Here is a 15,007-nt window from a genome sequence, read left to right as displayed (position 1 = left end):
CCAATTGACCGGTACGATCACTATTGATCCGGCCGATGATACCCTGTACGAAGGAAATGAAACCGTAATCATCGATATCACGAATGTTACAGGAGCTACAGAAAACGGCGTTCAGCAGGCAACGGTAACGATCACTGATGATGAGACCACCCCAACAGTAAGTATCTCTACTCCTACGACTGTAGAAGGTACGAATGCAGTATTTACGGTAAGTTTGGATGTGCCGAGTTCAGTAGATACAGTAATTAATGTTGTCACTACAAACGGTACAGCTGGTTCTCTTGATTACACATCTGTGAATACAACAGTAATTATTCCTGCAGGTAGCACAAGTGCAACGGTAAGTATTCCAATATTGAGCGATGCCATTCATGAGCCTAGTGAGACATTTACTTTAACAGGAACGATAACTAGTGGCACTACAAGCAATATAACAGTAAGTGGAACAGGAACTATTACCGATAGTAATGGGGTTCCAACACTGAGTATTTCAAATCTAACGGTAAGTGAGGGCAGCCCAGCAGTATTCACAGTTAGTCTTAGCGGAGTAAGTTCAGTAGATACAGTAATTAATGTTATCACTGCAAACGGTACAGCTGGGTCTCTTGATTATACATTAATAAGCACTACGGTAACTATTCCGGCAGGAAGTACTAGTGTAACGGTAAGTGTCCCTATTCTAATTGATGCTATTAATGAAGCACCTGAAACTTTTAGCCTAACAGGTACTATAACAGCTGGATCGACTGCCAATACAACTGCGATAGGTACGGCGACCATTAGCGATACGAGTATTGTTTTAATTGCAAATGATGATGAAGCTTCACCAGATGGGATAAATGGTTCATTAGAATTTATAAATGTTCTGGATAATGATTTAAGAAATGGATTGAAAATAGATCCTTCTGATGTTAATATTCAACAGAAAACAACCTTTACATATTTTGAATTTAATTCAGATGGTACGGTAAATATATTGCCAAATACTCCAGGAGGTACTTATGAAGTAGTCTATGAGATTTGCGAAAAAGCTGGTTCAAATAATTGTACTACTGCTGTATTAAAAGTTTTTGTTGAAGCTCCGTCGATTGCAATTATTAAAACAGCAACATTTAATGATGAGGATAATAGCGGATATGCAAATGCAGGTGAAACGATTACCTATAACTTTAAGATTACAAATACAGGAAATGTTCCATTGTCCGGAATAAAAGTTACAGATAATTTGCCAGGAATTGTATTATCAGGACAGCCAATTAGTTTACAAATTGGTGAATCAGATGAGCATACATTTACAGCGACATATTCTATTTCGCAAAGTGACATCAATAATGGAAGTGTAACAAATCAGGCTTCTGTAACAGGTCAAAGTCCATTAGGTGTTATTGTTGAAGATAAATCAGATGATAAAAATAATGCTGATGATAATCCAACAGTATCAAATATAGAAGGTTGTGTTATTAAAGTATTTAACGCTGTTTCTCCTAATAATGATAATTTGAATGATGAACTTAATATTAGAGGCATTGAATGTTATCCTGACAACACTATTGAGATTTATAATCGTTGGGGTGTCCTGGTATTTTCAAGAGACCGTTATGATAATAGTAACGGGAATTTCAAAGGAATTTCAGAAGGAAGAACAACAATTAAACAATCAGAGAAATTACCTGTAGGAACCTATTTTTATATTTTAAAATATAAAGATAGTAATGCGAAGCAGCATGAATCAGCAGGATATTTATATCTAAGCAATTAATAAAGAAATGACTTACTGTATTTGTAGTAAGTCATTTGATAAAAATGATAAAATGAAAAAATTAGTTTTAGTTTTTATGTTTTTTTCTGCTTTGAGTTTTGCTCAGCAAGATTCACAGTATACACAATATATGTACAATACGATCAATGTAAATCCTGCTTATGCTGGTTCGCGTGGTGTCTTGAGTATTTTTGGATTGCATCGTTCCCAATGGGTTGGACTTGATGGTGCACCGACCACTAATACACTATCTGTGAATACACCCTTAAATCGTGAAAGTTTAGGATTAGGAGTCTCTATTGTAAATGACAGAATCGGACCAACGAATGAAACTACTGTTTCTACCGATTTGTCTTATACAATTCCTACTTCAGATACTTTTAAACTTTCATTTGGAATTAAAGCCACGGCTAATTTATTTAATCTTGATGTGAACAAATTAGATGCAAAAGATCAGGGAGATCCTCAATTTCAAAATATGGACGGGAAATTTTCTCCAAACATAGGAGCGGGGATTTACTGGCATTCTGATAAAGCTTATTTAGGTTTCTCTGTCCCTAATTTTATCGAAACCAATCGTTATAATAATGATGATGTCGCTATTTTTAAAGAAAAGATAAATTACTATTTTATAGCGGGCTATGTGTTTAATTTGGATGATTTGGAATATATCAAATTTAAACCAGCATTATTGACCAAACTGGTTCAGGGAGCGCCATTACAAGTAGATGTTTCCGGAAATTTTATGTTTAACGATAAATTTGTTGTAGGAGTTGGATATCGCTGGAGTGCTTCATTAAGTGCGATGGCAGGTTTTCAGGTTACAGAAGGGTTATATATTGGGTATGGATACGACCATGAAACTACAAGGTTGCAAAAATTTAATTCAGGTTCACACGAGGTTTTCCTTCGATTTGATTTGTTTAACAGTTACAGAAGTATTACTTCACCAAGATTCTTCTAATATTCAATTGCTATGAAAATTAAAAAAATAAGTTATACAGCTTTGTTCTTTATGATGGTTTTGACAGCAATTGGACAAAAAAATGAAACGGCTGATGCTGATAAAAAATACGATAGATACCAGTTTGTAGATGCTATTGAGGTATATGAAAAAGCTGCAGAAAAAGGATATAAAGATGAAAAGATATTTCAGCGATTAGGCAATGCCTATTATTTTAATGCAGAATTGACTAAAGCTGTAAAATGGTACGATCAGCTTTTTGATTTGAATGCAGAACAAGAACCTGAATATCTTTATCGCTATGCCCAATGTCTTAAGGCAGCAGGGAATTATAAAAAAGCAGACGAAATATTAACCGAGTTCAATAAAAAGATAAACACTGATAAACGCGGAATATTATTTGATATTAATAAAAATTATTTAGAAGAGATAAAAGCCAATTCGAACCGTTTTGAAATTGCTGATGCCGGAATAAATTCAGCTTTATCAGATTATGGCACTACGATTCTAAATGATAAATTAGTTTTTGCTTCGGCTCGTGATACAGGTGGAGTTGCAAAAAAAACGTTCAAATGGACGAATAAATCTTTTACAAATTTATATTCAGCAGCTTTAATGCCTGACGGAAGTGTTGGTACTCCAGAGCGTTTTCAAAAGAATATTAACTCAAAGTTTAATGAATCGACACCTGTTTTTACTCAGGATGGGAAAACAATGTATTTTACCAGAAATAATTATTTGGATGGTAAAAGGCGAAAAGACGAAAAGAAAGTTACACTCTTAAAACTTTACAAAGCAACGTTAATTCAGGATCAATGGCAGAATATTACAGAACTTCCTTTTAATAGTGACCAATATAGTGTAGCGCATGCTGCTTTAAGCCCGGATGAAAAAACATTGTATTTTGCATCAGATATGCCTGGAACGTTTGGGCAATCGGATTTGTTTAAAGTAAGTATAAATGAAGATGGAACATTTGGAAAACCTGAAAATTTAGGAACTGAAATAAATACAGAAGGAAGAGAAACTTTTCCTTTTATTTCAGGAGATAACGAATTGTATTTTGCCACTGACGGAAGACCGGGTTTAGGTGGTCTTGATATATTTGTTTCCAAAATAAATTCAGATTTGAGTTTTGAAGAAGTTCAAAATGTTGGAAAACCGGTAAATAGCAAACAAGATGATTTTGCTTTTGTAATTAATAGTAAAAGCAGAAGTGGCTTCTTTACCTCAAATAGAGAAAATGGGAATGGCTTAGATGATATTTACCGATTCACTGAAACCAAAAGATTAATCTGCGAACAAGATTTAGCCGGCACTGTTGTTGATGCTGAATCAAATGAAATACTTGCCAATGCATCCCTTATATTATTTGAAGAAAATTCCAATTCTGTAGTAACAGTTTCTTCGGATGAAAAAGGGAATTATGTATTCCCTAAAGTGATCTGTGGAAAAAAATATTCCATGAGAATTTCAAGAAATGGTTATGAAACAAAGACTGTTTCAGTAACCATCAATAAAAGAACAGGCAATACTACTTTGCAGATTTTATTGGAAAAAATATTTGTACCCATTGTAGCTAAACAAATTGAAACAAAAAAAATACCTGCTACGTTAATAAAACCGGAAGCTGTAAAAGAAGGAATAGATTTAGCAAAATTACTGCATCTGCCAATGAACTTTTTTGATTTGGGTAAGGCGACAATTAAAAAAGTATCAGAGCCTCAATTGAAAAAACTTGTTGATGTTTTAAATCAATATCCAACCATGAAACTTGATATTCGTTCGCACACAGATAGTCGTCAGTCAGCCTTAAATAATCAGATTTTATCTGAAAAAAGAGCACAATCAACAAAAAACTGGCTGTTAAAAAAAGGAATTGATGCCAGTAGATTAACAGCAAAGGGATACGGAGAAACCCAATTAGTAAATAAATGTGCTGATGGGGTAAAATGTACAGAAAAACAACATCAGTTAAACAGACGTAGCGAATTCATCATTATTAGTATGTAGTTAAGAGATATAAATTATACCTAGAGTATTTAGGAAATATTGATTTAGTTATTAATAATTATTATTAAAAAAGTAGCCTGCGAAGGCTGCTTTTCTTTTTATTATAAGCTGGCGGATGTAGAGTTAATAAACTTGTTAGAATGGGGATATAAAAAAGGGACAAAGAAGAAAATTTCTTCTTTGTCCCAAGTAGTAGCGGGAACAGGACTCGAACCTGTGACCTTCGGGTTATGAGCCCGACGAGCTGCCTACTGCTCTATCCCGCGATGTTTCGGGTGCAAAGATACGCCGTTTTTTGAGAAATCCAACGAAAACTTTAAAAAATGTTTTATTTTCTGTATTGAGTTGATATGACTACCTTTGCACCTTAAAATAATACACAAATGTCACATAAAGCAGGATTCGTAAACATCATCGGAAATCCAAATGTTGGTAAATCAACCTTGATGAATGCCTTCGTTGGAGAACGATTATCAATCATAACATCAAAAGCACAAACTACACGTCATAGAATTTTAGGAATTGTAAACGGAGAAGACTTTCAGTTGGTTTTGTCTGATACACCCGGAATCATTAAGCCAGCTTATGAAATGCAGGAATCAATGATGAATTTCGTGAAGTCGGCTTTTGAAGATGCTGATATTTTAATCTATATGGTCGAAATTGGTGAGCAGGATCTAAAAGATGAAGCTTTCTTTAATAAAATTATCCACGCTAAAATTCCGGTTTTATTATTATTGAATAAAATTGACAACTCAAATCAGGAACAATTAGAAACTCAGGTTGCTTTTTGGAAAGAAAAAGTACCAAATGCAGAGATTTTTCCAATTTCGGCTTTGCAGAATTTTAATGTTCCGGAAGTTTTCGGAAGAATAATAGAATTACTACCGGAATCTCCAGCCTATTATCCAAAAGATCAATTGACAGATAAACCGGAACGATTTTTCGTAAATGAAACCATTCGTGAAAAAATCCTGCTGAATTACAGTAAGGAGATTCCGTATGCGGTTGAAATCGTAACCGAAGAATTTTTTGAAGACGAAAAAATCATTAGAATTCGCTCTATTATTATGGTAGAACGTGAAACTCAAAAAGGAATTATTATTGGACATAAAGGAGCTGCTCTTAAAAAAGTAGGTACAGATGCCCGAGCTGATTTAGAGAAATTCTTTGGAAAACAAATACATATTGAATTGGTAGTGAAAGTAAACAAAAACTGGAGAAGCAATGCCAATATGCTGAAACGATTTGGGTATAATCAGTAAAATAATTTGGGCGTGTCCTCCGGATCGGGCTATTCGTTACAATCTTTTGTTCCATTTCATTACACAAAAGGATTTTCACTTCTATCCCTCACGCACACAGAACTAAAAAGAACATTAGTTTGTAAAATAAATAAATGAAAATTAAAAAAATTACGCTTCTGATTATTTCAGTTTTAGTTTTAACATATGCGGGAATAAAAGTTGTAAAGAAAATAAACTTAAACTCTGATTATAAAATAGGTCAGCCACTCGATAGTTTAAATGGCGTAAAAGTCTATTATAATGGAGGCGTGGATAATGTTCTGGAAAGAAATGTTACAAAAGACAATTACAATTTAGGCTTAAAATATCAATGTGTCGAATTCGTAAAACGATATTATTACGAACATTACAATCATAAAATGCCAGATGCGTACGGTCACGCAAAAGATTTTTTTGATTCAAAAATAAAAGATGGCGATTTAAACCGAAACAGAGGTTTGATTCAATATGCAAATCCAGGTAAAGCAAAGCCTGAAATTGGAGATTTGGTAATTTTTTCAGGATCGCTTTTAAACAGATTCGGGCATGTTGCGATAATTTCTAAAATTTCTGAAAATGAAATAGAGATTATTCAGCAAAATCCCGGGCCATTTGGCAGTTCCAGAGAAGTTTTTGCTGTAAAAAATCAAGAAGGAAAATATAAAATCGAAAGTAGCAGATTGCTGGGCTGGTTGAGAAAAGAATAAAGTTTTAAAGAAAAATATTCTATTAAACCGGAATGCCCTAGCCCTGATAGGAGTGAAAATCCTTTTGTGGAGCTTTTTAGCAGAACAAAAGATTGGAACGAATAGCAGGAAAAGCTCCTAAAATAATATAAAAATCTTAGGTACTTAGTCCCGATAGCTATCGGGATAGCAATTAACAACTTTTTTTAACTACCTTTGCAAAAAATTTAAATAAGGTATTTTGGATTTATAATTTACTGAGATTTAGTTAAAAACAAAATCTGAAATTGTGAGTCTGGAATCTAAAATTCAAAAAAATGAATAACATTGTTGCGATAGTAGGAAGACCTAACGTAGGGAAATCGACCCTGTTTAATAGGCTGATACAAAGAAGAGAAGCTATTGTAGATTCAGTATCTGGGGTTACCCGTGATAGAAACTATGGTAAAAGCGAGTGGAACGGAAAAGAGTTTTCTGTCATTGATACCGGAGGATACGTTCGCGGAAGTGATGACGTATTTGAAGGCGAAATCCGTAAACAAGTTGAACTTGCTATCGACGAAGCAGATGTTATTATTTTTGTGGTAGATGTTGAGGAGGGGATTACTCCAATGGATGATGTTGTTGCGCGATTATTGCGTAAAGTCACTAAGCCTGTTTTATTGGCTGTGAATAAGGTTGATAATGCCATGCGTGAAAAAGATGCAATTGAATTTTATAATCTTGGTTTAGGTGAATATTTTACGTTTGCGAGTATTTCAGGAAGTGGAACGGGAGATTTATTAGATGCTTTGATCGAATCTTTTCCGGTAAAACCGGAGCCAGTTCAGGAAGAAGTTGTTTTGCCTCGTTTTGCTGTAGTGGGACGCCCAAATGCAGGTAAATCAAGTTTTATCAATGCATTAATTGGTCAGGATCGTTTTATGGTAACCGATATTGCAGGAACTACACGTGATGCAATTGATACCAAATTTGACCGTTTTGGTTTTGAATTCAATCTTGTTGATACTGCGGGAATCCGTCGTAAAGCAAAAGTGAAGGAAGATTTAGAATTTTATTCTGTAATGCGTTCTGTTCGGGCAATTGAGCATGCAGATATTTGTATATTGGTTATCGATGCAACCCGAGGATTTGAAGGTCAGGATCAGAGTATTTTCTGGCTGGCAGAGAAAAACCGTAAAGGGGTTGTGATTTTGGTAAACAAATGGGATTTGGTAGAAAAAGATACCATGTCTACACGTGATTACGAAGAGAAAATCAAAAAAGAATTAATGCCTTTTACTGATGTGCCAATTTTGTTCGTTTCGGCTTTGACAAAACAACGTTTATTGAAAGCATTGGAAGCTACGGTTCAGGTTTTTGAAAACAGAAAACAAAGAATTCCAACGTCTAAATTCAATGAATATATGTTGAAAGTGATTGAAGCATATCCGCCGCCGGCAACTAAAGGAAAGTATGTCAAAATTAAATATTGTATGCAATTGCCAACCTTAACACCTCAATTTGTGTTTTTTGCCAACATGCCACAATACGTTAAAGAACCGTATAAGCGTTATTTAGAAAATAAGATTAGAGAAAATTGGGATTTCGCAGGAGTTCCGATTGATATTTACATCAGAGAAAAGTAAAACACAATATCCCCACAAGTTGGGGATTTTTTTATGTCTTTTTTTATTTGATTAATAAATTGTTAGAACGAAATGGTTTTCTATTTGAAATAAACGTAAAATTCACAATTAAACCTTTCGTTTTTTCTTTAGTCTTATTGTTCTAACTAACCTTTTTTATGTCCAGATTATATTACTTTTTACTGTTTTTTATTTTTGTTTATTCGGCTAACGCTCAAAACGACATAGTTCTCAAAGGAACTGTTGTTGATATTAATACACAATTGCCGGTTGAACTGGCTACAGTTTATTTTACGACAATCAAAGATTCTACTGTTATTGACTATACTACAACAGATAAAAATGGTTTTTTTAGGTTAAATACAAAAAAACTTGATCAGTCTGTTTTTCTTAAAATAAATTATTTAGGATATCAAACGTATACAGAAGAGCAAAAAGGACTTTTAGAAAGTAAGGATTTTGGCAAATTATATTTGCTCGAAAATGTAAATGCTTTGAATGAAGTGATTGTTAAAAGTGAAGCCCCGCCGATCCGAATGAAGCAGGATACTTTAGAATACAATGCCGCCTCATATAAAGTTCGGCCTGATGCAAACGTAGAAACTTTATTAAAACAATTACCGGGCTTTGATATTGATGAAGCAGGTAAAATGACCGTCAACGGAAGAGAAGTCAATCAGTTGTTGGTCAACGGGAAACCTTTTTTTGACAGGGATGGAGCCATCGCGCTGAAAAATTTGCCTGCTGAAATTATACAAAAAGTTCAGGTTTCTGATTTTAAAACCAAAAAAGAAGAACTATCCAAACAAGAATCTACATCGGACTATTCCAGTATCAACCTGACTATCGATGAAAAGAAAAACAAAGGCTACTTTGGAAAAATCCTGGGAGGATATGGTTCTGATGATCGTTATGAAAGCAGCCTGATCATGAATTTCTTCAATAATAAACAGAAGATCAGTATTCTGGGATCTTCTAATAATATCAATTCGACCGGTTTTGCGCAGGATGAAGTATTTGATAATATGGGAGGAGGAAGAAACAGTCAGGGAAGTGGTAATACTGGAGGAAAAGGAATCACACAGTCTAATTTGTTAGGAGTTAACTATTCTGATGACTGGAGTAAATATTTAAGCGCAACAGGTAGTTACAATTTTGATAATAAAATTAATAAAAACGAAAGTACAGTTAATGAAATCAGTATTTTGCCTTCCGGTAATAATTATACAACATCGAGTTCGAAAACCAGAAATGAGAGTACAGGTAATAAAGCAAATTTTGAATTAGAATATAAAATTAATCCAACAACGCGTCTTGTTATTACGCCTAATGTAAGTCAGACACGTTCTAATGGGAGTTCAAATTCCAGTAATGAGACTACAGATGAAAATGGAAGAATTTTAAATACAAGTACATCAGATCCATATAGAGAAAATACGTCAACCAATTTCTCAAATACAATCAATTTTAATAAGGCTTTTGAAAAAAAAGCCAGAAACGTCAGCCTTGTTTTTACTAATAATAATTCAGGGACGGATTCTGATGGGATAGTAGATTCTAAAACTTTTTTGTATAAGCAGGATGGTGTAGAAGAAGATAGGAGATTACAAAAAACAAAAGGTCGAAATATCTCAGATTCCTATTCTCTGGATCTTGAATATACAGAACCTATTACAGATTCTTTGCGAATAAGATTCGGTACCGATTTTGATTGGCAAAACACATCAAACGATTTAAAAACTTTTGATAATGATTTGTCTCCGGGAACTTTGGTTGATTCAGTAAGTAATTACATAAGTTCGAAACGAAATATGATAAGTCCAAAAGTAGGACTTACTTTGAAAAAAAATAAATTTACTTTCAACCTGAATACTAGAACGGCTATTGTTGATTTTGATAACCATTCGTTATATGAGAACAAGGCAACAGACTTAGAAAAAAGATATGCTCTGTCTTTTGGAAATATGCAGTTGCGATATAAATTCAGCAGGTCTAAGTTTTTTACTTTTAAATATGATTATTCAAACGCACTTCCATCGGCAAGTCAATTGATGCCTGTGGAGGATTTAAATAATTCATTAAATACTGTTACCGGAAATCCAAATTTGGATCCGATTGAGAAAAATAGTGTAAATTTTGATTTTAAGAATTTTGATTTCCGTACGCGTTCCGGATATAGTTTATTTATAAGAGGTGATTATTTCAATAATGATGTTGTATCAACTTCTGATTTTGATGACGAGACAGGAAAAAGAACTACAACTTATATCAATATTTCAGGAACTTATAGTGCCACGGCCGGTGGAAATTGGAGTCAATCCATAAAAAAAGACGCCCATACGCTGCGATATGGTGTAGGCTTAAACGGTAAATATTCTTTTGATAAAGGGTTTACAAATAAGACTTTTTATAATGCTAAATCAGCTGTAATTTCTCCAAAAGTTTATTTAACTTACGAATACGGTGAGTTGCTTACTATTTCACCATCTTACGGATTTTCATACAATCAGACGAATTATGAAAACACTTCTGCAAATTCAACTTCAAATGTCGTGCACAGAGCCGGTTTACAAACCACAACATACTGGCCGGCAAATTTAATTTTTGGAAATGATTTTGGATATACCTATAATTCGAATCTTTCTGATAATTTCAAAAAAGATTTTTACCTGTGGAATACAAGTTTGTCATACGGATTTTTGAATAAAACATTATATGCTAAAATCAAAGTTTATGATGTTTTAAATCAAAATCAAAGCGCTGGCAGAACCATTTCGGCAACTTCAGTACGCGATGAAGAAAGCACCGTTTTAAAGCGTTATGCGATGTTTTCTATAGCTTATAAAATTGGAAATTTTGCAGCAGAAAAAGGATCAAAAAGAAGAGGAGGTGAACGAGGACAAGGTGGTGGCGATAGGGGTGACCGAGGTGGAAGAGAAAGAGAGGATTAAGTTTTTTAAATTCTGAGATTAGATTTTTTAAGGTTGAAGATAGAGCCAAAAGATATTATTAAACAGACTCAAGTTTAGCTTGAGTTTGTTGTTTAGCGACTGTTTCAAATTAATTTATAAAATTGAATTGAATTCTTTTAGGATTTGATTTTTCTATCGATCTTATGATAAAGAGTAAAACGAATAATGTCACGATCATAAAAATCTACACCGCTTGCTCTTCTTTGAAAGCTTTTTAAATAACCTAATTCCAAACCAATATTTGGGTTAAAATGATAGCGCAAAGCACCATAAATTCTGTTTTGGTCAAAGGTGTTTTTTTTATTGTCTTTTCCGTGATTCAATAAAATTTCATCAGAAATAGTTCCTTTTAAGCTTCTTTTTTCTTTTTCCCAAAGTGTAAAAGTTGATTGTAAACGATATCTGAATCGAAAGGAGAAAGAAAAATCGTTTAATAATTCTGTTTTATCCGCTTTTTGTATAAATCGTTCTTCAAGCTGAAAACGGTTATGAAAAGTAATCTTTGCAATATCGTTGATAAGAGTGATATCCTGTTGGCCCCGATATTCTGGAATTGTAAAATCAGGATCGGTTTGAGGAGTTTGGGTATTTACACTAAAATAGGCAAATCCCCCTCCTAAATCAATAGTTTTCGTAGTGCGATATCTTCCCTGAATTCTCAAGACCCATAAATTTTCGTGAACAGGATTTACAAAGCTGCGATTATCAAATTCAGAATGTAGTGACCATTTTTCAGTTATTGGCAAAATATTGTAGTATCGAACCCAGGTTAAAGTTTGTTGTTCGATATTTTTTTTGCTCTGAGCTAAAGAAAATTGACCTAAAAAAGCCAAAAAAAGAAAGAATCTGAAAAACTTCATCAATGTTGTATAAATTCAAGCCGCGAATATATACAAATGAGAGATGATTTTAGCAGAATAAAAATTGTTTTAAATTGTATTTTGTGATTTCAATCTTGGTAAAAAAACGAGATGCACTTATGAAAATGCATCTCGTTTAGCAGAACTAACTTTATTTTTATTATTATAGCGAATATTTTAGAGTAATACCATAGGTTCTTTGGTCTCCTAACACGGCAGCATAGTGTCCGGCATTTCCACCTGCTGGCAATAATTGCTCGTAATAATCCTTGTTTAGAATATTGCGTCCCCAGAAGTTAATAGATAAACCATCTGTCGCACGGAAACCTAAACGGGCATTAAAAATAGCATAACCAGGAACGATTAAATATTTTGAAGCTGAAGGGCTTGATGAGAATTCTGATCTGGCATAGCTATCAAGAGCTATGAAAAATTTCCCTGCATTTCCGAAGAATCTTGCATTTTTAGTATATTCACCTCCTAAGCTTCCAGCCCATTTTGAAACACCTGGTAAATCAGATCCGGAAACATCTTTATAGTTTACAGCTTTTCCATCAATAACAAGACCAGTATCTTCTAATGGTAGTGGTGCATTTGTAAATTTAACATATTGACCTTCAGTATAAGTTCCGGCAGCGTTAATGCTAAAGTGGCTGTTAATTACAAAACTGGCATCTAATTCGGCACCTCTTACACGTACTTTATCAGCATTAGCAAGGTATCCACGATTTACTCCTAACTCTGCAGCCTGAACGTTTGTTTGAAAATCTTTAATTTCCGTATTAAATAATGTCAGGTTCAATATAGAATTTCTAAACGGGGAAGTTTTTACACCTAGTTCATAATGATTTACATCCTCAGGCTTAATTACTGCAAGATCAGCAAGTGTTTTATCTGCTGGAGGAGTTGGAAGTCCTGCAACATTTACACCAACCGGTTTGTAGCTTTTTGCGTAAGTAGCATAAGCATTGATTTTATCGCTAAATTTATATGTTAAAGTTAAATTTCCTGAAAAATCGGTATCGTCTGTACTTGAATCGAAAGCCTGATCTGTATATACTAATTTTTTCAGGGCAATTAATGCAGGGTCGGTTGTCTGAAGACCTCCGTATGTGGTACGCTTATAGTTTGCTTCTTTTTTATCAAAGTTATATCGTACACCAGGTAATACATGCAGGCGATCTGTTATTGCCCAGTCTAACTGTCCAAATACTGCCGCACTCGATGCTCTGATTCTTGCATCAGTTTTAATTCCATAACCTTCAAAAAGACCTGGGGTTTTCCATAAATTACTTGTTGTGCTTTGAGAAAATCTCCATTGTGCACTCCCTGATTCTTCTGTACCGTTTGTTTGTGATGTCTGATCAATAAAGAATACACCAGCTACACCGCTAATCTTAGATGTTAACTGACCAGCATATCGAACTTCCTGCGTAATTTGGGTTTGTCTCGTTGGGTTTTGTGATTTTGCCAAAACCTGTAATCCTGTAAAATCCCTGTCATTTGATGGATCCCAGTTCCAGAAACGCCATGCGGTTGTCGAAGTCAAAGTTCCACCACCAATTTTGGTATCAACGTTAAAAGATATACCTCCCATATCTTGTCCGGATCTCCAAGGGGTATCCTGGTCAATTTTACGGTCAAATGCCTTTCTGCTTGGTAATTGATAATTTAAGTCTGTTATAATAGCATCAAACTGTCGGTAAGCAGCTCTTTTGGTTGGTGCAACGCCTGCAATTACTTGTGCATATCCGTCAGGACGTTGTGTAGTGATATCTGCAGCTAATATAATATTGGTGTTTTCTGAGGGAGTATAAAGTAACTGCCCTCTAATTCCCTGATTGTTTAGGGTGTTTGTAGCTCTTCCTGTTGCAGTATTGTCAATCAGACCATCGCGTTGTGTACCTGAAAAAGAAAGGCGTCCTGCAATTTTTTTGCTTAAAGCACTTGTAACAGAAGCTTTAGCCTGAAGAAATGCATAGTTCCCGTAACTTACTTCTAAATCAGCACCTGATGTGAAACTTGGTTTACGAGTTGCAATGTTAAAAGCTCCTGAAGTAGTGTTTTTACCAAAAAGTGATCCTTGTGGTCCACGCAAAACTTCAATTCGTTCTACATCTACAAAATCTAAAGTTGTAGCTGCCGGACGGGCATAATAAACACCGTCAACATAGAAACCAACACCAGGATCAATACCATCGTTAGTAAGGCCATAAGGAGAACCCAGACCACGAATATTTATTCCGGTATTTCTTGGGTTTGATGAATATAATTGTACAGATGGAACCAATTCTTTTATACGATTTACGTTAAAAGCTCCAGCTTGCTCAGCTTGTTTTCCAGTTACTACTGATACTGCAATTGGAATATCCTGAACTTTTTCTATTCGTCGTCTTGATGACACTACAACTTCAATAAGTTCGTTTTCTTCTTTTAAGGCAATTTGTAAAAGTGGGGCTGGTAAAGTGGTTATTTCAATTTCGGTAGTTTTATATCCAACATATTGTACCAGTATAGTTAAAGGTAGTTTTTTGCTTTTTGTGTCCAGGCTAAAATGTCCGTTGGAATCAGTTATAGTGCTTATTGTAGTCCCTTTTACCACAACATTGGCTGCTTCTAAAGGTGCTTTTTGTGAATCTGTAATGGTACCTTCAATATTTTGTGCGAATGAAACCGAGAAGGCTAAAATAGATAGTATTGTAAATATATTTTTTATAGAATTTTTCATTTTATATTATGTATATGTGATTAGTAGAATTTAAATTAAATTTTTTTTACCAGCACATACACATCATAGAAGAATTGTTTTTCACTGCAGTGAAATTTTTAGTATTACTTT

General features: G+C 34.3%; 9 protein-coding genes and 1 tRNA gene. 7 read left to right on the top strand and 3 right to left on the bottom strand.

Translation table 11 applies throughout. The annotated features are described in order from the left end of the window. The 3 genes from FLACHUCJ7_RS04765 to FLACHUCJ7_RS04755 all read left to right on the top strand — a co-directional run. The coding region (locus FLACHUCJ7_RS04765) for a T9SS type B sorting domain-containing protein (protein WP_180908074.1) at nt 1-1,759 on the top strand (1,759 nt) is incomplete at its 5' end. 52 nt (nt 1,760-1,811) lie between these two features. Then, nucleotides 1,812-2,723 carry a PorP/SprF family type IX secretion system membrane protein gene (locus tag FLACHUCJ7_RS04760; protein WP_078227493.1) on the top strand — a complete coding sequence of 304 codons (912 nt, stop codon included), beginning with the start codon at nt 1,812-1,814 and terminating at the stop codon, nt 2,721-2,723. A 12-nt stretch (nt 2,724-2,735) separates the two neighbouring features. Then, complete coding sequence (locus FLACHUCJ7_RS04755; protein WP_180908073.1) at nt 2,736-4,736, top strand: OmpA family protein; 2,001 nt, start codon at nt 2,736-2,738, stop codon at nt 4,734-4,736. A 193-nt stretch (nt 4,737-4,929) separates the two neighbouring features. Here the strand turns inward: FLACHUCJ7_RS04755 and FLACHUCJ7_RS04750 are convergent. Further along, a tRNA-Met gene (locus FLACHUCJ7_RS04750) sits at nt 4,930-5,002 on the bottom strand. Nucleotides 5,003-5,119: 117 nt separating this feature from the next. Between FLACHUCJ7_RS04750 and era the strand changes: the two genes are divergently transcribed. The 4 genes from era to FLACHUCJ7_RS04730 all read left to right on the top strand — a co-directional run bounded on the left by era (nt 5,120) and on the right by FLACHUCJ7_RS04730 (nt 11,287). Further along, on the top strand, nt 5,120-6,001 hold the full coding sequence (gene era, locus FLACHUCJ7_RS04745) for a GTPase Era (RefSeq protein WP_078227495.1): 882 nt from the start codon (nt 5,120-5,122) through the stop codon (nt 5,999-6,001). Between the two features lie 134 nt (nt 6,002-6,135). Then, complete coding sequence (locus FLACHUCJ7_RS04740) at nt 6,136-6,729, top strand: CHAP domain-containing protein (RefSeq protein ID WP_180908072.1); 594 nt, start codon at nt 6,136-6,138, stop codon at nt 6,727-6,729. 296 nt (nt 6,730-7,025) lie between these two features. Continuing rightward, a complete protein-coding gene (gene der / locus FLACHUCJ7_RS04735) occupies nt 7,026-8,336 on the top strand; it encodes a ribosome biogenesis GTPase Der (RefSeq protein ID WP_180908071.1) in 1,311 nt (436 codons plus the stop codon). Between the two features lie 158 nt (nt 8,337-8,494). Then, a complete protein-coding gene (locus FLACHUCJ7_RS04730) occupies nt 8,495-11,287 on the top strand; it encodes an outer membrane beta-barrel protein (RefSeq protein WP_180908070.1) in 2,793 nt (930 codons plus the stop codon). A 137-nt stretch (nt 11,288-11,424) separates the two neighbouring features. Here FLACHUCJ7_RS04730 and FLACHUCJ7_RS04725 read toward each other — a convergent pair whose 3' ends face one another. Together FLACHUCJ7_RS04725 and FLACHUCJ7_RS04720 are read right to left on the bottom strand one after the other, a co-directional pair. Further along, the gene (locus FLACHUCJ7_RS04725; protein ID WP_031456735.1) at nt 11,425-12,168 is read right to left on the bottom strand and encodes a DUF2490 domain-containing protein; all 744 of its coding nucleotides are present in this window, start codon (nt 12,166-12,168) and stop codon (nt 11,425-11,427) included. Nucleotides 12,169-12,331: 163 nt separating this feature from the next. Beyond that, entirely contained in the window at nt 12,332-14,896 is a 2,565-nt protein-coding gene (locus tag FLACHUCJ7_RS04720) for a TonB-dependent receptor (protein ID WP_180908069.1), read from the bottom strand. Nucleotides 14,897-15,007: the final 111 nt, after the last annotated feature.

This window comes from Flavobacterium salmonis (assembly GCF_903819435.1).
Lineage (GTDB): Bacteria > Bacteroidota > Bacteroidia > Flavobacteriales > Flavobacteriaceae > Flavobacterium > Flavobacterium chungangense.
This window is presented reverse-complemented; position numbering and strand designations above follow the sequence as displayed.

Bases quoted from the DNA above. Each gene is read 5' to 3' on its own strand.
- FLACHUCJ7_RS04760 (WP_078227493.1), top strand. From the start codon at position 1,812: ATGAAAAAATTAGTTTTAGTTTTTATGTTTTTTTCTGCTTTGAGTTTT.
- FLACHUCJ7_RS04755 (WP_180908073.1), top strand. From the start codon at position 2,736: ATGAAAATTAAAAAAATAAGTTATACAGCTTTGTTCTTTATGATGGTT.
- era (WP_078227495.1), top strand. From the start codon at position 5,120: ATGTCACATAAAGCAGGATTCGTAAACATCATCGGAAATCCAAATGTT.
- FLACHUCJ7_RS04740 (WP_180908072.1), top strand. From the start codon at position 6,136: ATGAAAATTAAAAAAATTACGCTTCTGATTATTTCAGTTTTAGTTTTA.
- der (WP_180908071.1), top strand. From the start codon at position 7,026: ATGAATAACATTGTTGCGATAGTAGGAAGACCTAACGTAGGGAAATCG.
- FLACHUCJ7_RS04730 (WP_180908070.1), top strand. From the start codon at position 8,495: ATGTCCAGATTATATTACTTTTTACTGTTTTTTATTTTTGTTTATTCG.
- FLACHUCJ7_RS04725 (WP_031456735.1), bottom strand. From the start codon at position 12,168: ATGAAGTTTTTCAGATTCTTTCTTTTTTTGGCTTTTTTAGGTCAATTT.
- FLACHUCJ7_RS04720 (WP_180908069.1), bottom strand. From the start codon at position 14,896: ATGAAAAATTCTATAAAAAATATATTTACAATACTATCTATTTTAGCC.